Consider the following 19439-nt stretch of genomic DNA (forward strand, 5'->3'; position numbering starts at 1 on the left):
GCGATGCGATCGGTCGGTGCCCAGATTGCGCTGCTCCTTGTCTGCCTGCTGGTCGTCCTGGGCCTGCTCTTCGGCGCCGGGTGGTGGCTGGTGAGCCGCTGGGACCCTGAGGTTCCCGGCCCAGCCCCGGTGGCAGAGGGCTGCGTGGCCCGCGCAGGGGATGTCAGCTACTTCCTGACCCCGGAGCAGGCGAAATGGGCGTCAGTGATCGTGGCGGAGTCCATTCGCCGCGACCTGCCCCCGCGGGCGGCGTCCATCGCGTTGGCGACGGCGATGCAGGAGTCGAGCCTGCGCAACATCGACTACGGCGACCGCGACTCGGTGGGGCTCTTCCAGCAGCGTCCCTCCCAGGGCTGGGGCACCGTCGAGCAGATCATGGACCCCTGGTACTCCTCGGGGGAGTTCTACGACCACCTGGTGAAGGTGAAGGGCTGGCAGACCGGCGACATCAATGACGTGGCCCAGAAGGTGCAGCGCTCCGGCGTCCCAGATGGGTACCGCAAGCATGAGGAGAATGCGAAGGCGCTGGCCAGCGTCCTGACCGGCAATACCCCGGCCGGGCTGAGTTGTGCGGTGCGCCAGGCGACGCCGGAGAAGAGCGTCCACCAGCAGGTGCTGACCAAGGGCCTCAAGGGCAAGGTCGCGGTGAGCCAGACCGGAGGCGTGATGACCCTGACGGCGAAGTCGCCGACCCTGGCCTGGGCGGCGGGCCAGCTGATGATGGCCAGCGTGCGCGATGCCAAGGTCCGCAAGGTCGAGGTCGGCCGCGAGGCCGGCCAGGGTCAGAGCTGGATCATGCTGCCCGATGAGTACGCCGTGTGGGGTGGGACTCCTGCCCCGGCAGGCACCGTCGCGACCATCACCTTCGGCTGATGCTGGAACTCTCGCGAAGGGACGCGCGCAGGCTCGCGGTGCGGGCCCAGTTGTTGGCGCACCCTCGCCCGCAGAGCGTCGCGGAGGTAGCCGAGGGGCTGTCCGCGATCCAGATGGACCTGACCGCGCACGTGGCCACGAGCCCGGAGCTGGTGTTCTGGAGTCGGGTGGGGCGTGGTTTCCGGCGCGGGGACCTCGACGCTGCCATCGCCGAGAGGGAGCTGGTGGAGATCGGCGCCTACCTGCGCGCTGCCGCCGATGTCCCGCTGCACCGGGTGGTGATGGCTGATTGGCCGGGCGACTCGGCGGACCCCTACCTGCAGTCGGTGGCAGCTTGGGTGGAGGACAACTCCCGTGCACGGGAGGAGGTGCTGGCCCAACTGGCCGGGGCGGACGAACTGACGGCACGCGAGTTCGAGGACATCCACTTCGAGCGAGAGTGGCGGTCATCCGGGTGGAACAACCAGAAGAGCCTGACCATGCTGCTGGAGCGCCTGGCCGAGCGCGGTGAGGTGGCTGTGAGCCGTCGGCAGGGGCGCGAGCGGGTGTGGGCGTTGGCTGACGACGTCTTCCCCGCTGCTGCGGCGGCAGTCTCGGCGGAGGAGGCGCACCGCGAGCTGATGGTTCGGCGGCTGCGAAGTCTGGGCCTGGCGCGGGAGAAGGCCGCCAAAGTGCCTTCCGAACCGTTGGACGTTGGCCCGGTTGGCGAGCCAGCGGTCGTGGATGGGGTGAAGGGGACCTGGCGGGTTGATCCTGAGCTGCTGGATGCAGAGTTCCGGGGGCGAACGGCGTTGCTCTCCCCTCTCGACCGGCTGGTGGTGGACCGGAAGAGGCTTGATGAGCTGTTCGAGTTCGACTTCGCTCTGGAGATGTACAAGCCCGCCGAGGTGCGGATCTGGGGCTACTACGCGCTGCCGGTGTTGCACCTGGATCGGCTGGTCGGCACCGTGGACGCGCAGGCGGTGCGTGACGAGGGCGTGCTGCGAGTGCACGGCATCCGCGAGGAGGGCGATTGGTCGGGGGCCGTGCGACGGGCTGTCGATGCGGAACTCGAGACCTTGGCTCACTACTTGCAGCTTGAGCTGGCTCGCAGCCGGTAGGCATGCCCCTGCCGTGGCAGGGCAGGAATCTTCGTAGAGTGCGTGCATGACCACACTGGACCTGACCTCCGACTCCGTCTTCGACCACGTCCGATCCAACGACAACGAACTGGTCGGGTACATCGCCGTCACGGACGAAGGAGACTTCGTCCCCTTCGACCTACTGCATCGGCAGGCGGGCCCCGCGTGTCAGCTCGCTCAGGCTGAGGAACTGCTTGATGAGATCGGACTGGGACTGCTGGCGGAGGTCTACGAGCTTCAGCGTGACGGCCAGCGGTTGCGCGTCGGCATCAAGGAACTCACTCGGAACGAGGTCGTCGTGGGACCCCTGCCCGGGGATCTGGACCCCTCCAGCGACCCCGTGGACCTGACGGCGCGGTGGAGTTACAGCCTCCCAACGCCCGAACTGACCCCACTCTCGCGCTGATTCACACAAGGAACGCGATGGGATCGTAAGCGCCCTGCTGCCGCTAGCCCTCCCAACGAATGGGCACGCCTCTGACCCCGCTGGCGTTGGTAGCGAGGGGGTGCTCGTCAAGGCTGAGGTGAGAGTTCGCGAGATGGGACATGGACCAGGCCTGTCAGACGGCGGACCGACATCCCCGCCATGATTGTCAGGCGGCTGCGGGCTCCTCCTGCTGGTGGGTGAGGATGCGGCCGGTGGGGTCATCAACCATCCAGGTTTGGGAGGGGGTGACCAAGTAGGTGAACCCGAGCGGTGATTGCCACAGGAACACGCCCGGGAGGGGTTGGGCCAGTTGCCAGCCGCCATGGGTTTTCGCTCGATGCACCTTCCTCGAGAGTGGACCGAGGTTGTCCAGCCTGGTTGACGGTTGCCGGTCGGGTTGGTCAGCACCCCAGGGGATGGTGTGGTCGAGGTCGATGCCCCTACCGGTGGAGGGTTTCACTGACCAGGGGAACACCTCGGTCGGGTTCCGCAGCGTGACTGCTCGCCGCATCGCGGCGGGGATCTCGTAGGAATCGACCGGCTGCACACCGTCACAGTCGAGCACCGGGCGGACGGTCACGCGGGAGTGGCCGACCAGTTCCTTGACCCAGCCCGCCAGGATGGGTCCGACCTTCTCCACCCGCCCGAGACCTTCCCCGGTTCGCGCAGTGTCGTCGGTCAGATGGACGATGACTTCGCTGCGGGGCAGCAGCTTGTCGGGGTCGACAGTGACCTGGCCGCAGGTATGGCCACGCATCCCCTTCGAGGGGCACTCCTGCTCGAGCCCGTGAGGCAGCTGGTCGACCAGCGAGGCCTGCAGCAGGCTCAATGCGTAGGCGGGGGAGGCGAGGATCCCCAGTGCCGTTGCCCGGCGGATCTGATGGGAGTCCTGGTTGCCGCCCTGCCCAAGGATCATCGCCAATCGGTTGAGGGCGGCGTTGAGATGGATCCCATCCGCAGTCAACAACCGGGCGGACACCCCAGTCACCCCGAGCGCCGACTGATCAAAGTCGACCCGTCGGTTGGCGAGGGCTTCTTCGTGTTCGTCCTGCACACGTCCGGTCTGCATCTCCATCACCCGGGCGCGCGCGTAGCGCTCGTGGCGTGAGAAGTGGCCGGTGGCGATCATCGGCTCCAACTCCGCATCCAGCTCCAGGGCCTGCTCGTGGGTGAGGGGCTTGGCGATCCCAGCAATCGAGGTGGCCTTGAATGCCCGCAGCCTGCCAGTCATCACCATCTGCCACAGACGGGGGAACCGGTACTTGGTGGCGACCGCCTGGAACAGCTCCACATGCGCAGTGTCGACCGACAACCCCAATGCTCCGGCGACTTCCATCGGGGTGAACTCGGCAATCTCCGGTGTCCCATCCCCACCAGCGCGCACCATCTGTTCCCCGTGCAGCACCGGACCCTGCGTGTCCTCGGGAACCCAGCGGTATTCCTCGGCGAACTCGGCGTAGCACCTCAGCTCTTCGGCCTCGGCCCTGAGTTTGGCTTGTCGCGCAGCGCGCAGCGAGACCAGCCGCTCGCGCGCTACATCTGGGTTGAATCCCACGCTGACCACCTCTTTCATGTCTCTATTCGAAGACATGTACCAATCTAGGCAAGGGGTCCGACAAGACGTGCATCGCCTACCAGTTGAGTCCTCACAGGCCTCGCCTCGCACGAAGGAGGGCGAGCGACGACGGGCCGCCACCTTGGAATCATCGGCATCCAGCCCCGGGGAGTAACGGCTCAGCCGCGCAGGCGCTCCGCTGCCGCGGCGATCCGCTCATCGCTGGCCGTCAGCCCGATCCGCACATGCTGGCGCCCACGTTCCCCGTAGAAATCACCGGGAGCGACCAGGATTCCCCGGTCAGCGAGCCAGTCGACGGTGGCCCGGCAGTCCTCGTCGCGGGTCGCCCAGAGGTAGAGCGAGCCCTGGGAGTCGTCGATCCGGAACCCGGCGGCTTCGAGTGCAGGCGTGAGCACCTCACGACGCTTCTGGTATCGAGAGAACTGTTCGGCAACATGCGCCCGGTCCCCCATCGCAGCCTGCAACGCGGCCTGCACCGGGGCGGGAACCATGAAGCCCAGATGTTTGCCGACGCCCAGCAGTTCGGACACGATCGCGGGGTCACCGGCCACAAAACCGGCTCGGTAGCCGGCCATGTTCGACTCCTTGGAGGTCGACATGACCGCGAGCACACGCTCGACAGAACCGCCGTTGAGGGACTGGTCGAGCACCGAGTGGGAGCGTCCCTCGTAGACGAACTCGCCGTAGCACTCGTCGCTGGCCAGGACCGCATCCACCAAACGGGCGTAGGCAATCCACTCCCCCAGCAGCTCCACCGACATCACGGCGCCGGAGGGGTTGGCCGGGGAGTTGATCCAGATCAGCGACGGCGTCCCCGGCTGACCAGCGCCGGGCAGGCGCGAGGGATCATCGCAGGGGACGATTCCGCAACCCGCCACGCGAGCACCGACGTCGTAGGTCGGGTAGGCGATCTCCGGGATCACCACCACGTCCCCGGCGCCAAGACCCAGCATCATGGGCAGCATCGCCACGATCATCTTGGTGCCGACGACCGGCAGGACGCCGGTTTCGGGCAGGTCCACGCTGTTCCAGCGCGAGGTCAGGTGCCCCAGGATCGCCGAGCGCAGGGCGGGCGTCCCCCAGACGGTCGGGTAGCCATGCGCATCGGACGCCTCACAGAGCGCCTCGCGGGCAACCTCGGGGGTGGGGTCGACCGGCGTCCCGACCGAGAGGTCGACGATCCCGCCCGGGTGCGACTGGGCGCGGGACTTGGCCTCGGCCAGGCTGTCCCAGGGGAAATCGGGAAGGCGAGCCGACAGGCCCACGGGTCACTCTCCCTGCGGCGGCAGGGCGGCGACGGTCGGGTGGTCCTTGTCGATGACACCCATCTTGGCGGCACCACCGGGCGAGCCGATACCGTCGAAGAACTCGACATTGATGTCGAAGTAGTGCTTCTGGTCCTCGGGGATGTCGTCCTCGTAGTAGATCGCCTCAACGGGGCAGACCGGTTCGCAGGCGCCGCAGTCGACGCACTCGTCGGTCTGGATGTAGAGCATGCGGTTGCCCTCGTAGATGCAGTCCACGGGACATTCGTCGACGCAGGCGCGATCCTTCACGTCCACGCAGGCTTCACCAATGATGTAGGCCACATCCACTCCTCGTTGTGCTTGCTCGACGCACGTCGCCGAGCACAGGCGATACTACAACCCTGCACCACCCCGGGGCGATCAGGACTTGGTGCAGGTGATCTGCGGGGTCGCGGCGTAGGTCCAGCGGTAGGGCTCGGACTTGACCACCTTGCCCCCCTTGTAGAACTCCCGCTTCCAGTTCACGGTGAAGCCGGGCGATTTGGCCTGGGGCTCGCAGTCAGGCTCGTCGTTGGTCTGGTCAGGGGCGTCGTAGTAGTCGGTCTTGACCAGCTCGGTGGACTTGACCGCATCCCAGGTCTTGGTGGACCAGATCTTGATGGTCATCGAGCCCTGGCCCCCGGGAGCGGCCTTCTGGACGTAGGCCTGGATCACGACCCCGTAGTTGGTGTTGTTGCGGAACTTGAGGTCCAGCTTGCCGTAGTAGAGCGTGGCCTCGCGTCCGGCCGGGTAGCGCGGGAAGTAGAGGGTGTGGGGGTGGTGCTCCACATCCTCCAGCCCGGCGAAGAAGATGGCGTTGAACAGCGTGGTGGCGGACTGGGAGACGCCACCGCCGGTCTCCTTCTTCAACCGCGACCCCTGGATCACGTAGCCGTCGACGTAGCCATTGGCCTTGGTGCGTTCACCCAGGGTGTCGTTCATGCTGAACACTTCGCCGGGCTTGACCAGCTTGCCGTTGATCACGCTCGCCACCCTGGAGAGGTTGATGTTGCGGTACTCGGCGTAGGGGAACTGGGTGGTGAACTCGCCGATGACCTCCTTGACGCCCAACTTCTCGGCGTCCCCGGTGCTGAACGTCGGCGGCTGCTTGGTGACCTTCACCGAAACAGTGCGGTCCTGGCCGGTCTTGGTGATCGCGGGTCCGACGGTGTCGATGAAGGACTTCTTGTCCACACCCACGCCATCAACCGACGGGTCGATGAAGGGCTTGCCGGCCTTGAAGGTGAACCGGGCGTCCTTGCCCTTGGCGAAGCCGAGGCTGTCCATGTCCTTCTCAGCCTCCTTCCACACCTTCTCCATGTCGGTGGCCGCGGTGACGTTGCCGTCCTTGGCGGTGAAGGTGGTGGCGGCGGCGATGGTCTTGACGTCCAGGTTGAAGGTCTTCGGGCCCGCCTTGACCACGATCGGACCGGAGAGGGCCGGGTCGGCGTACTCCTTCTTGACCTTGTCGACCTCGTCAGTGGTGATCTCGGGGTCGGCTGTGTCGACGGCGACCTGGACCTTGTCGGACGTCGGCCAGGCCTTGCGGACTGCCTTGGCGGTCGCGGACTGGTTGAGCGTGACCGACGGGGTGTGCGGGGTGGTGACAGCCTTGATGCCCTCGATCGCGATGGTGGCGTCCTTGCCTTCGGTGGCGAAGGTGGAGGCCGTCGAGGCCACTGCCCTGTCCAGGGCGGACTGGTCGATCCGGGTCACAGCACCGATGGCGCCTCCCCCGCGCAGCACGTTCCAGATCTTGACCGGGTCCCACGAGCGGCCGGCTCCGGCCTTGGCCACGGTCCGGTCGAAGTCGACGACCATGCCCGCTTCAGAGGGCTTCAACTGCGCGCTGTTGCCATCGCCCTCGAGGGTGATCGGCTTGTCATACCTTGGGCCGAGCTGTTCGTTCAGGACGTTCACGGCCTCCCCGTGGGTCAAGCCGCCGATGGAGACCCCCTCCACCGAGGCATTGCGGGGAGTCTTGTTGCTGGCCATGAAGTACCCGGCGACATAGGCCGCGGCCACCAGCAGCAGGAGCCCTCCGAGGACCGAGCCCACGATCACTCCGGTGCGCCCGCGGCGGGGACGATCTTGGCTCTGGACGGGTTCAGACAACGCGGCTCCTGGCGAGAATCGAACAGGGAAGGACTGCCCCATCCTACGTCACAGGTTGGCCAGGGGTCACAGATCAGAACGTGCCATTCGTGCCGCCATGATTTGTTCCACCCGGCGCAGCGCCTCCTGCAGGGGCCGCTGTACCAGGGCGGGCACGTCATCGGACGCCAGAGCGGCGCGCAGCCTGAGGTCCACCTCCGCGCTCGCGTGGGAGGTCGGTGCCGAGGCCTGGACCAGTCTGGGCACCATCCAGCCCTGCCGGTGGCGGGCCGAGGCGATCATTCCGGAGAGCCAGGGCTCGACCAGCCCATCGGTGAGGTGGGCATGCTCAGGCAGGAAAAGGTTCTGGGCGATCGCCTGGAGCTCGTGATTGCCCAGGTCGGAGGACCCGGTGAGCACCTCCAGGGCAGCGCGCTTGGCTTCCTCGGTGGGCACCGCGGTCTGCACTCCCCACATGCGCAGCAGGCCGGTCGAGGTGTGATCGCGGGCGTACTCGGCGTCGATGATCTCGGTTCCGGCGCCCAGCATGATCAGCCGGTGGACGCCGAGCCAGCGCAGTTCCTGGTCCAGCCCGATCCCCTGGGGGAGGTCCTGCTCCTCCAACCACGCGGTGAGCTGTTCGCGGTCCCGAGTGGTGCGCAGCAAGGCGCGGAAGGCGCTCAGCTGCAGGTCGGAGCCGGCAGGCGCTGAGGCGACGAGCTCGGCCGATGCGGCTGCCAACTCCTCGCGTCCTTCGGTGCGTTCGGCGGGTGCCAGCCAGTCACCGGAGAGGTCGAGGGCCCAACTGAGCATGGCGGCGGCGATGGTCGCGTCTGCCTCGCCCGGCAGTGCGGCAATGATCGACGACAAGGCCGCCCGTGGCGAGAGTTCGGCGTGTCGGACGCCATCGCGCAGGGCATTGAGCAGCACCACCCGCACGGACGGGTCGGCGAAGCGCGAGAGGGCCGGCAGCTGGCCCAGCGACACGGAGGGACGAACCCGGGCCCAGGTCTGGTCGCCTGCGTCCGGGATCAGGAGGTCGGCATGGATGAAGGGGTGTTCGGTGCGCTGGCAGCCGACCACCAATGGGATGCGACCCTGATCCACGCCATGGGCGTCGAAGGCAGCGAGTTCCAGGGCGTGGTCGCGGTCGGCCGGGTGCTCGAGGGGCACCTGGCGCACGACGTGGTCCGCATCGACGCTGATCAGGTCCAGGTCCTGGGTGGTGAGCCACTGCCGGGACCACTGCTCCAGCCCTTCGGCTCCGGCGTGGGTCCAGCAGTCGAGCAGGTCCTGGGCACGGGCGTTCCCGAACTGGAACAGCTCCACGTAGCGGCGTAGGCCGGCCAGGAAGACCTCGTCGCCCATGCGGGCGACCAGCTGGCGGAGGACGGCGGCACCCTTGGCATAGGAGATGCCGTCGAAGTTCTCCAGGGCGGTGCGGGCGTCGTCGGAGCCGTTGCCGGCGATGGGGTGCGAGCCGGGACCCTGGTCTGCCTCCGACCCCCAGTTCTTGCGGTTGACACCGAAGTCGACCCACAGGTTCGTGCGGCCGGACGCGGTGATCACGCGGTGGGCCAGGTATTCCGCGAAGGATTCGTTGAGCCACAGGTCATCCCACCAACGCATGGTGACCAGGTCGCCGAACCACTGGTGTGCCATCTCGTGCGCCACCAGCCCGGCGCGGGAGTCGAGTTCGGCCCGCGTGACAGCCCCGCGGAAGAGCATCTGTTCACGGACCAGCACGCAGCCCGGGTTCTCCATCGCGCCGGCGTTGAAGTCGGGAACGAATGCCTGGACGTAGTCGCCGAAGGGATAGCGGATCGCGAAGAGGTCGTGGTAGGCATCCAGGCACTCGGCAGTGACCTCGAGCAGATCGGTGGCGGCGCGTTCCAACTCGGCCGTCATCGAGCGTCGGGCCAGCAGTTCCAGTCGGACACCGTCGTGGTCACCCGCGATCGTGGCCCAGGGCCCGGCGACGAGGGTGGTGGTGTAGCTGGGGATGGGTTCGGTCCAGCCCAGCACCCACTCGGTGCGTCCGGCGCGCTCGGTGTGACTCTCCACCGGCGCGTTGCCGCGCACGATCCAGTCGGCGGGGGTGAGGACGCGGAAACGGTGGCGGGCCTTGATGTCGGGCTGGTCGAAGCACGTGATCCAGCGAGGGGCGGCGTCCAGGAAGCTCATCGCGTAGAGGTAGGTCTGCCCGTCGCCGGCGTCCTGGTGACGATGGAGGCCCTCGCCATCGTGGGAGTAGTGCATGGTCGCGACGACGTCGAGGGTGTTCTCGCACTGCAGCCCGTCGAGGTGGATGCGTCCACCTTCGATCGCCGCGTCAGGGATCGGCGTGCCGTTGAGCACGGCCTGAACGTCCGCACCGTCGCACTCGATGAAGGTGTCAGCACCCGCGGTGGCGTTGAAGACGAGGCGCGTTCGGCTGCTGAAGGTGTCGCGATTACCGGTGAGGTCCAGTTCCACCTCTGCTCGCACGTCTCGTACCAGACCTGAACGCTCGTCTGCCTCCGCACGCCGCAGGCTGGGACGTCGGCTCATCGGGGACGCTTCCACTGGTGGTGGGTCGCAATGTCTGCCAGGAAGGAGTAGTCGCGCGCCAATGCCGAATCTGCCGGCTGGCGGGTGAGCCAGTTCCACAGTTGCCCCAGCGTGGGGGCGGTGGTCGCGCCGCCGGGGCGCGCCACGGTCAGGGACGCCATCGCGACGGCGAGGCGCAGCCTCTGCTCGAGGGGCCAGGTGGTCATGAGTCCAGCCGCCCAGCCGGCATTGAAGACATCACCTGCACCGGAGGCATCCACCACCTCGACCTGGAGGGCGGGGACGTGGACGATGTCGCCGGTGAGGCGGTCAAGGGCCATGGCGCCCTCACCACCGAGGGTGACCACCGGCTCCCGGACGACATCGGCGAGCACGTGCAATGCCTTCTCGGGGCTGTCTGTCCGGGTGAACTTCAACGCCTCGTCGAGGTTGGGGGTGAAGCTGTGGCACAGCGGCAGGTCCACCATGGCGGCCAGGTCCCACTCCCCCGACTCGTCCCAACCGGAGTCGCCGATCACCTTGGTGCCAGCCTCGGCGGCCGCTTCGAGCCAGGGCATGGCGAAGGGCTGCAGGTGCGCGATGGAGACCGCCGCCGGTGGATGCGAGCGTTGCCGCAGGACACAGGCCCCCGGGTGCGGGGTCTCGGCCGTGACCATCGCCCGGTCGCCCGCGTAGTTGAGGATGACGGTCAGCGGGGTCTGCCAGTCGCGGTGCATCAGGCAGTTGCGGGTGTCGACCCCTTCACGTTCGAGCATCTCCAGCGAGCCGCGACCCAGGGTGTCGTCACCGACATCACTGACCATCGACACCTGCAGCCCGACCCTCGCCGCGGCGATGCACGAGTTGGCGATGCCGCCCGGGACACCGACGTAGGGGGCGGTGCGCAGCTCTCTGCCCGGCTGCGGCCCAGTGGCGGGCAGGCCACTGAAGACCAGGTCGTTGAAGAACAGACCGACGGCGAGCAGGTCGATGGCCTGCTCGCCGCTTCGATCCACTGCCCAGCTGGGGATGTCGTCCACCGAGGACCTCCTGCTCGAATGTGCAGCCCCTACGCTAGCGGGCAAGCTCGCCCAGAGGTCACTTCTCTCCACCGAAGAAGAGCGACCACGGCATCTCGAGGGGGGCGTCCTCGGCGATGATCTCGTAGAGGTAGCGACAGAAGGGGAAGTCCTCGGGCTGGATGACCCCGCGCTCGGTGAGCGGCTTGAGGGCGGCGCCGACCACGCGGATGGCGGCCACCCCCTCGAGAGTGACGCCCTTCATGTGCACGTCGCGGACCTCCGAGAAGGGGACGCCGCTGCCGACGTAGGTGCCGGCCTTGACATTGCGACCACCCATGGAGGTGACGAACATGTCGCCGACACCACACAACCCGTCGCCGGTCTTCGGGTCGCCACCGAGCAGCTCGATGAACTGCTTGAGCTCCACCGCGCCCTGGGCGAAGAGGGCCGCAGCGTAGTTGAACATGACGTAGCGGTCCTTGTCCTTGCCCTGGGCCTGGAGGATCCCGGCCGCGAAACCGCCGCCGAAGGCGTAGATGTTCTTGGCGGCCGCGGAGACCTCGGCGCCGATGAAGTCCGTGGTCGTCCAGACGTGGTAGTAGTCAGTGCGGAACAGGTCGGCGACCCAGTCCACGTACTCCTGGTCGGTGGAGGTGAAGACCACACAGGTGTCATGACGCACGGCGACCTCGCCGGCAATGGAGGGTCCGGTGATGGCGGCCCACTGGCACTGGTCAGCCAGGTCACCGAAGTGGCGCTGGATGACCTCAGGGAGGATGTGCAGGGTGCCGTCCTCGTCGGCCTGCATGCCCTTCGTGATCGAGAGGATCTTCGCGCCCGGCTTCACCAGCCGCTTGAGTTGGTCGGCAACCCAGTCCACGCCGAAGCTGTTGACTCCACTCATGACCAGGTCGGCGCCCTCGAAGGCGGTCTCAGCCTCGGCGAGCTGGTGGGCGGTGACGCCCTCGGGGACCTTGAGGTCGAGGTTGGGGTGGACGCCGGAATCCTGGATGGAGCGGATGATCTCCTCGTCCAGATGGGTGCCGACGAGGGCGACCTCGTGGCCGTTGTCGGTGAGGGGCCAGGTCAGCGCGGTGGCCATGATGCCGGCGCCGAGGATTGCAATTTTTGCCATGGTTACTCCTTGGTGGTGGTGCGGTCAGGGTGCGGGGACGCCGAGCAGGGCGGCTGCCAGCTCGGCATCGGTGATGAGGGTGCGGCACAGACGTGCGGTCAGGGCCGCGCGGGTGACCTCGACCTTGTCGGTGCCGGTGGACACAGCGATGCTGGCGGGGCATTCACGCAGCGACTCCAGGGGCATGGAGATGGTGCGGGCGTCGAGGTCGGCGTCGACGATGGTGCCGTCGGCGTCGACGAAGTGGCTGAGGACATCACCCACGACGCCCTGCCGGGTGAGGCGGGTGACGTCCTCGCCGGTGAGGTAGCCGGAGTCGACCAGGACCGAGGTCGAGGTGGCGCTACCCGGGGAGAAGACGATGACGCGGGCGGCAGCGGCGGATTGCAGCGTGCGAGCCACTGCCGGATCCTGACGAAGGGTGCGACCCAACTCGGCGGACCCGACGATGGTGGGCGCCGGCAAGAGCCTGGCCTGGCCGGGACCGCGCTCGGCCATCTCCCGCAGGGAACGCCCGATCAGGTCCACTCCACCGACGGCCAGTCCGCCGTTGGTCTGGACGACGGTGACGCCTCGGTTCCAACCCTGCGGCAGCTTGCCTGCCACGCGGCTGGTGGTACGCCCCCAGGACAGGCCGACCGAGGTCGGGCGGGGCCGGAGGGCGGCGAGCTGGTCGGCCGCAGCGGAACAGACCGCATCGGCGGTCGCCTCGGCGTCCGTCTGGCGGGGCACCACGATCGCCTCACGCAGGCCGTAGGTGTCGCACAGGGCGACCTCGAGGTGGTGCGGGCGGGCGAGCGGGTGCTGGATGGTGATCCTCACGATGCCCACTTCGCGTGCTCGTTCGAGCAGCCGTCCCACCGTCCAGCGGCTGGTGGACAGCTGCTCAGCGATCTGGGCGTGGGTGAGGTTCTGGTGGTAGTACAACTCGGCGGCACGCAGCATCAGCAGTTCGCTGTCGCTGGCGTCCGGTGTCATGTCTTCACCCTAGGCCAGGGGCCCACCGAAGTGCAGATGGTGGGCTGAAGTTGCACTTATGAGCACCATCAGCGGATGGTGATGCGCCAGGGCATCATCAATGGCCCGGCGATCGGGCCCATGCCGAGGCTGTGGGCAACGCGCTGGAGCAGCGCGTCCGGGCTGAGCGGGTCGAGCCCGACCCCAGCGGCGCTGCGCGACTCGGAACTATTGGCCGGCTGCAGCCGATCCAGGACGCCGAGTGCCCCCATGTGCCGGGTATGGGCCTTGCTCCGCGTGATGCCGGCGAGGTCACAGGCTCGCTCGAAGGCGCGGTCGTAGCCGCCCAGGTGGTCCACCAGGCCGCGGTCGAGGGCGTCGGCACCGGTCCAGACCCGTCCGCGCGCCAGTGGCTCGAGTTCCTCGCGCGACATCCCGCGACCTTCGGCGGCCTTGGCGACGAAATCGTCGTAGATCCGGTCGAGCTCGCGGTTCAGGATGCCCCATTCCTCCTCGGTGAAGGGACGGTCGGCGGCGAGCATGCCCGCATGGCGGCCGGCGCTGCGGCCCTCGTGGACCAGCCCCAGCTTGTCATAGGTGCCGCTGGCGACGAACTTGCCCGCCACCACCCCGATGGAGCCGGTCAGGGTCGCCGGCAGGGCGACGATCTCGTCGGCGGCCATGGCCGAGTAGTAGCCACCCGAGGCCGCCAGCGAGCCCATCTGCGCCACCACGGGACGCCCGGACTCGCGCAGTCGGGAGACTTCCCGCCAGATCGAGTCCGAGGCGACTGCGGAACCTCCGGGTGAGTCGATGCGCAGGACCACGGCCCTGACCTGCTCCTCGCGTCCTGCGGCGCGCAGCTGCTCGCAGATGACATCGGAGCCGGCGTCGGGGTTGCGCCCCGGACGGCCGCGGCCGGTGACGATCCCCCCGCGGAGGGCGACGACGGCGACCTGCGGGGCCTTGCGTTCCAGCATCCGTCGCGCCTTCCGCTTCGGCGCCTGCGCAGCCTCGTAGCGGTGGACGAACTGCAGCGCCTCGGTGGTGGCGCCCCACTCCTCGAGGGCTGCGGCGTAGGCCTGGTCGCGGTAACCGATGTGGTCCACCAGGCCGGCCTCCCGGGCCTCGTTGGCCTCGAGGGTGCCGCGGTCAACCAGGGCGCGGACCTGCACGGCGTCGAGCTTGCGTTCCTCGGCAATGGTCGCGACGAAGTCCTCGAGCAGCGAGTCGGCCAGGCGCTGGATCATCTCGCGATGGGGCTGGGTGACATGGTCGGCGGCGAAACGGTCACCGGCGGTCTTGTACTCGTGGCGCTGCCCGAACTGCGGCTCGATACCGCCCTTCTCCAGGAGCCCGCGGAAAAGCGTAATGCCCAGGTGTACGCCAGCGATGCCGACCACGCCGGTGGGCTGCAGCCAGATCTGGTGGGTCCGGGCCGCAAGGGCGTAGGTGCCCAGCGCGTTGCCCATCTCGCCGAAGGTCTCCGCGACGGCGACCGTCGGCTTGTGCTCGCCGAACTCGGCGACCATCAGGCCAAGCTCCTGCAGGCCGGCCAGGTCCAACTGGGAGTGGTCACTGATACGCAGGATGAGCCCGGCGACGTGGTCATCCTGGGCGGCGTGGCGCAGGCCCTCACGGAGCAGCCCGAGGGCTGCGGAATTGATGGCGCGCAGCATCGCGATCGGGTTCTCGGGCGGGGAGGAGAGCACGCCACGGGCGAGATCGATCTCCAACACGCGGGTCGAGGTCTGGGAGGAGCTGAGGAGGGAGGCGAAGGGCAGCGACTTCAAGTCCATGTCCCCCACTGTATGCGGGGGGTTGCGACGGCCTCAGGCGTGAGCCCCGACGCCGGGTTCGGTGGGGGTCACGGTGAGCGCGCCGGGGTTGTGGACCCTGAACCGCAGCGGCCAGACCCGGCGCAGGCGCAGCCGGACCCCATCGTGCAGGACCAGCCACAGCCCCATCGCCACCGCCGCCAGCGCAGTGGCCAGGCCGCCAACCCACAGGCCGGCCCGCGCTCCCCACTCCTGGCAGATGGCCCCGATGAGCGCCGAACCCAAGGGCGTCCCCCCCATGTTGACGGCCAGGTAGACCGCCAGGACGCGACCGCGGAACTCCGGTTCGGCGGCCAGCTGCACCAGGGCATTGCAGCTGGTCAGGATGGTGAGTGCGCAGAAGCCGATCGGCACCAGGAGCAGCATGTAGATCGGGAAACTCGGCGCAGAACCGGCCGCGATCATTCCGAGGGAGAACCCGCCCAATGCGAACAGGATCGTCCTGAATCGGGGACGCTGGCGGCGGGCTGCGACCAGGGCTGCTGCGAAGGTGCCGATGGCCATGGCCGAGCCGAGGGCACCGAATTCACCGGCTCCCTGACCGAAGATGGTGGTGGCCATCAGGGAGTTGGTGACCGGGAAGTTCATCCCGAAGGCGGACAGGATGAACACCACCGCCATCACCAACAGGATGTCGGGGCGGCGCCGGACATAGGCCAGGCCCTCGCGCACGGCACCCGCTCCTCCACGGCTGCGCGGGGCGGGGGTGAGTTCGCCCGGACGCATCGCCGCCAGTCCGGCCAGGACGGCGGCGAAGGAGATCGCATTGATGAGCAGCGCGGGCCCCACGCCGACCGCGGCGATGAGCAGCCCGGCGACGGCTGGACCGGCGAGGCGGGCTGCGTTGAACTGGGCGGAGTTGAGGCCGATCGCATTGGGAATCAGGCGGGCCGGGACCATTTCGGAGGTGAACGCCTGGCGTGCAGGCATGTCGAAGGCCATCACGCAGCCGCCGATGATGCCGAAGACAAAAGCGAGCGGCAGCGTGATCAGACCGGTGGTGTAGACCAACCACAGACCGAAGGCGTTCAGGGCGAGCAGGGACTGGGTGACCAGCAGCACGTGGCGCTTGCTGAACCGGTCGGCGACAGCTCCGGTGAGCGGGGCCAGCAGCGCCACGGGCAGGAAGGACAGCGCGGTCTGGAAGCCGAGCGCGGTGGCCGAGTGGTCGGTGAGTTCGGTGAGCACCATCCACTGCTGGGCGACCGAACTCATCCAGCCGCCGATATTGCTCACCAGCGCCCCGAGCCAGAACAGGCGGTAGTTGTACCACCCGAACGAGGCGAACATCGAGACGCGGTCCGAGCGTGACACAGTGGACAATCTAGTTACCTCCGCTAACGATTCTAGTTGGCGGATCAAGTGCGTGCGCGGACTCGCGACCCTCCCCCGCGTCGGAGGCCCCCGAGGTAGACCGCGCAGCCCGCCCAGACCACGACCAGACCCAGCCAATAGACCGTGGAGGGGCGTTGTCCGAAGACCACGAGGCCGAGCAGGAACTGGATGGTGGGTCCGATGTATTGCAGGACGCCAAGGGTCCCCAGCGGCAGGCCCCGTGCGGCGGTCGCGAACAGCCACAGCGGGATCAAGGTGACCACGCCGCTGACCGGGAAGAGCCACCAGTAGTTCGGGACGCTGAGGTGCCCGCGTCCACTGGACTCAAGGGTGACCAGGAAGAACACCGCCGGAAGCAGCATCACCCCGGACTCCACCAGCAGCCCGGGCAGGGGCGGGATGGGGATGGTCTTCTTCAGCGCTCCGTAGATGCCGAAACTGAGGGCCAGGACCAGCGAGATCCACAGCGTCCGCCAGTTGCCGGCCGCGATGACGGCCACGCCGACGAAGGCGAGCGCTGCCCCGACGCGGCCGAGGCGATCGAGGCGTTCGGAGAAGAACAGGCGTCCGAAGAGCAGGTTGACCAGCGGGTTGATGAAGTAGCCGAGGGAGCCCTCGACGACATGGCCGGAGTTCACGGCGAAGATGTAGACACCCCAGTTGGCCGAGATCACGGCGGCGGCTGCCAGCAGCAGGAGCCAGCGTTTCGTGGTCATCGTGCGCAGCCAGGTCCAGCGTTGGCGCAGGAGCAGGATCGCGAGCAGGGTGGCCAGGAACGACCAGACCATGCGGTGGGCGAGCACCTCGACGGCGGAAGCGCGTCCGAGGAGGGGCCAGAAGAGGGGGAACAGGCCCCACAGGACATAGCAGCCGACGCCGGTCAGCAATGCTGCATCCGGTCCGCGGTGCGCCGAGGGCACCGGGCGGTCCTTGCCCTCAGTCACGCAGCCAATCTAGACCTGCGGGTCGAGCGGGGCGAAACGATGGGCTACTACGCGCCGTCATTCCCCACTCGGCACCCCGAACACGAACTCGGACCGCCGACGTCGACGGTCCGAGTGTGAAATGACGGCGCGTAGTAGCGAGTCACCGGGGGATCAGAGAACCCCGCGGGCGACCTCCACGACGCGGTCGACGGTGAACCCGAGCTCCTCGAACATGACCTCACCCGAGGCCGAGGCGCCGAAGGTCTCGATCGACACCGAGGCACCGGCAGGGCCGACGTAGCGAGACCAGCCCATGGAGATGCCGGCCTCGACCGAGACGCGGGCAGTCACGGAGGCGGGCAGCACCGACTCGCGGTAGTCGTCGTCCTGGGTGTCGAACCACTCCTGGCAGGGCATGGAGACCACGCGGGTCGGGGTGCCCTCCTCCTCCAGCTTCTTGGCGGCGCCCAGGGCGAGCTGGACCTCCGAGCCGGTGGCAATCAGGATCAGCTTCGGCTCGGCCGAGGCCTCCTTGAGCACGTAGGCACCGCGGCCCACCTCGCTGGCCGGGGCGAGACCCTCGGCCTCACGATCGAAGATCGGAAGGTCCTGGCGCGAGAGCACCAAGCCGGCCGGGTGGTCGATCCGCTTGAGGATCTCATGCCAGGCCGCCGCCGTTTCGTTGGCGTCGGCAGGGCGCACGATGTCCAGGCCGGGGATGGCGCGGTAGGCAGCCAGGTGCTCGATGGGCTGGTGGGTGGGTCCGTCCTCGCCGACGCCGACCGAGTCATGGGTCCAGACGAAGATGCTGGGCAACTCCATCAGGGCCGCCAGACGTACCGGCGGGCGCATGTAGTCGGCAAAAACGAAGAAGGTGGCACCGTAACAGCGGGTCAGCCCCGAGAGGTTGATGCCATTGACGATGCCGCCCATGGCGTGCTCGCGGATGCCGAAGTGCAGCGTGCGCCCGTACGGGTTGCCGGCGAACTCCTGGCTGCTGCGCTCCACCGGCATGAAGGAGGGCTCGCCCTTCATCGTGGTGTTGTTCGACCCGGCCAGGTCTGCCGATCCACCCCACAGCTCGGGCAGCTGCCCGGCAAGCTTGCTGAGCACCTCACCGGAGGCCTTGCGGGTGGACATCTTCTCGGCGTCGAAGCTCGGCAGCTCGAGGTCAGCCGGCAGCTCGCGCTTCGAAACACGGTCCAGGAGGGCCGCGCCCTCGGGATTGGCGGTGCGCCAGGCCTCGTACTTCAGGTCCCACTCGGCGCGCTGCCGCTTACCGTTTTCAGCGGCCTGCGCCCGGGCATGGTCAACGGCCGACTGGTCGACGGCGAAGGGCTCGTCCTCGAAGCCGAGGACCTTCTTCAAGCCGCTGATCTCGTCCTTGCCCAGCTTGGAACCGTGGACGGAATGGTTGCCCTGCAAGGTCGGCAGCGGCCAGCCGATGACGGTGGTGACCTTGATGAAGGAGGGCTTGTCGGTGACCTTCTTGGCCTCCTCGATGGCATCCCAGAGAGCCTGGACGTTCTCCTCGTAACCGGTGCCGCCCTGGGTGAAGTCGACGTGCGCGGTGTGCCAGCCGTAGGCGTCATAGCGGGCCTGGACGTCCTCGGAGAAGGCGATCTTGGTGTCGCCCTCAATCGAGATCCGGTTGTCGTCGTAGAACAGGATCAGGTTGCCCAGGTTCTGGGTGGCCGCCAGCGAGCTGGCCTCGGAGGCGACGCCCTCCTGCATGCAGCCGTCGCCGGCAATGCAGTAGACGAAACGGTCGAAGGGGCTCTCCCCTGCCGCAGCGTCCGGGTCGAAGAGGCCGCGCTCCTTGCGGGCAGCCATCGCCATGCCCACGGCATTCGAGACACCCGCGCCCAGCGGGCCGGTGGTGCACTCGATGAACTCGGTGTGGTGGTACTCCGGGTGGCCCGGGGTCTTCGACCCCCAGGTGCGCAGCGCCTTCAGGTCGTCCAGTTCGAGGCCGCAGCCGGCGAGGTAGAGCTGGGTGTACTGGGTCAGCGAGGAGTGCCCGGCCGACAGCACAAACCGGTCGCGTCCCAGCCACAGGCTGTCGCTGGGGTCGGTCTTCATGACCTTCTGGTAGAGCAGGTAGGCCAGCGGGGCCAGCGAGATGGCGGTGCCGGGGTGGCCGTTGCCGACCTTCTCCACGGCGTCAGCGGCCAGGATGCGGGCAGTGTCGACGGCACGTTGGTCGAGCTCGCTCCACTCAAGTTTGGTGTCAGTCATCAGGTTTCCTCTCGTGAGCCTCGGCGCGGGACGCCTACTGCTCCATCGTGTCATCTTTGCCCGCCGCCCCGGGCGCCCCCGT

At 67.9% G+C, this 19439-nt stretch carries 15 protein-coding genes; 3 read left to right on the forward strand and 12 right to left on the reverse strand.

Translation table 11 applies throughout. From position 1 onward, the window contains the following. Positions 1 to 3 precede the first annotated feature (3 nt). From M3G03_RS12865 to M3G03_RS08520, 3 genes are read left to right on the forward strand one after another with little or no spacing between them, the layout of a single operon-like run. Positions 4 to 873 (forward strand): hypothetical protein, encoded by an 870-nt coding sequence (locus M3G03_RS12865; RefSeq protein WP_311197523.1) that lies wholly within the window; start codon positions 4 to 6, stop codon positions 871 to 873. Continuing rightward, positions 873 to 1973, forward strand: a complete 1101-nt coding sequence (locus M3G03_RS08515) for a DNA glycosylase AlkZ-like family protein (RefSeq protein WP_259809269.1) — start codon at positions 873 to 875, stop codon at positions 1971 to 1973. Before M3G03_RS12865 ends, M3G03_RS08515 begins: the two co-directional genes overlap by 1 nt. Positions 1974 to 2019: 46 nt before the next feature. Continuing rightward, positions 2020 to 2400, forward strand: coding sequence for a hypothetical protein (locus M3G03_RS08520; RefSeq protein ID WP_259809270.1), 381 nt, complete (start codon positions 2020 to 2022; stop codon positions 2398 to 2400). A 187-nt stretch (positions 2401 to 2587) separates the two neighbouring features. On the opposite strand, the gene M3G03_RS08525 is transcribed toward M3G03_RS08520, so the two are convergent. From M3G03_RS08525 to tkt, 12 genes are all read right to left on the reverse strand, one after another. Next, positions 2588 to 3976, reverse strand: a complete 1389-nt coding sequence (locus M3G03_RS08525) for a 13E12 repeat family protein (RefSeq protein WP_259809271.1) — start codon at positions 3974 to 3976, stop codon at positions 2588 to 2590. 179 nt (positions 3977 to 4155) lie between these two features. Then, on the reverse strand, positions 4156 to 5262 hold the full coding sequence (gene dapC, locus M3G03_RS08530) for a succinyldiaminopimelate transaminase (protein ID WP_259809272.1): 1107 nt from the start codon (positions 5260 to 5262) through the stop codon (positions 4156 to 4158). A gap of 3 nt (positions 5263 to 5265) precedes the next feature. After that, positions 5266 to 5586: a ferredoxin gene (gene fdxA / locus M3G03_RS08535; RefSeq protein ID WP_259809273.1), complete on the reverse strand. Its 321-nt coding sequence runs from the start codon at positions 5584 to 5586 to the stop codon at positions 5266 to 5268. A gap of 78 nt (positions 5587 to 5664) precedes the next feature. Next, positions 5665 to 7398, reverse strand: coding sequence for a VanW family protein (locus tag M3G03_RS08540; RefSeq protein ID WP_259809274.1), 1734 nt, complete (start codon positions 7396 to 7398; stop codon positions 5665 to 5667). 66 nt (positions 7399 to 7464) lie between these two features. Further along, complete coding sequence (gene pepN / locus M3G03_RS08545; protein ID WP_259809275.1) at positions 7465 to 9927, reverse strand: aminopeptidase N; 2463 nt, start codon at positions 9925 to 9927, stop codon at positions 7465 to 7467. Continuing rightward, positions 9924 to 10946, reverse strand: coding sequence for a carbohydrate kinase family protein (locus M3G03_RS08550; protein WP_259809276.1), 1023 nt, complete (start codon positions 10944 to 10946; stop codon positions 9924 to 9926). The genes pepN and M3G03_RS08550 overlap by 4 nt, the downstream gene beginning before the upstream one ends. Positions 10947 to 11004: 58 nt before the next feature. After that, the gene (locus M3G03_RS08555) at positions 11005 to 12063 is read right to left on the reverse strand and encodes a 2-dehydropantoate 2-reductase N-terminal domain-containing protein (protein ID WP_259809277.1); all 1059 of its coding nucleotides are present in this window, start codon (positions 12061 to 12063) and stop codon (positions 11005 to 11007) included. A gap of 24 nt (positions 12064 to 12087) precedes the next feature. Then, entirely contained in the window at positions 12088 to 13041 is a 954-nt protein-coding gene (locus M3G03_RS08560) for a sugar-binding transcriptional regulator (protein WP_259809278.1), read from the reverse strand. Between the two features lie 68 nt (positions 13042 to 13109). Further along, a complete protein-coding gene (sppA, locus tag M3G03_RS08565) occupies positions 13110 to 14819 on the reverse strand; it encodes a signal peptide peptidase SppA (RefSeq protein WP_259809279.1) in 1710 nt (569 codons plus the stop codon). 33 nt (positions 14820 to 14852) lie between these two features. Further along, the gene (locus M3G03_RS08570) at positions 14853 to 16172 is read right to left on the reverse strand and encodes an MFS transporter (protein ID WP_259809280.1); all 1320 of its coding nucleotides are present in this window, start codon (positions 16170 to 16172) and stop codon (positions 14853 to 14855) included. Positions 16173 to 16216: 44 nt separating this feature from the next. After that, positions 16217 to 17137 carry an EamA family transporter RarD gene (gene rarD / locus M3G03_RS08575; RefSeq protein WP_259809281.1) on the reverse strand — a complete coding sequence of 307 codons (921 nt, stop codon included), beginning with the start codon at positions 17135 to 17137 and terminating at the stop codon, positions 16217 to 16219. Positions 17138 to 17290: 153 nt separating this feature from the next. Beyond that, on the reverse strand, positions 17291 to 19357 hold the full coding sequence (gene tkt / locus M3G03_RS08580; RefSeq protein ID WP_259809282.1) for a transketolase: 2067 nt from the start codon (positions 19355 to 19357) through the stop codon (positions 17291 to 17293). Positions 19358 to 19439: the final 82 nt, after the last annotated feature.

Source organism: Aestuariimicrobium sp. p3-SID1156 (assembly GCF_025144225.1).
Lineage (GTDB): Bacteria > Actinomycetota > Actinomycetes > Propionibacteriales > Propionibacteriaceae > Aestuariimicrobium.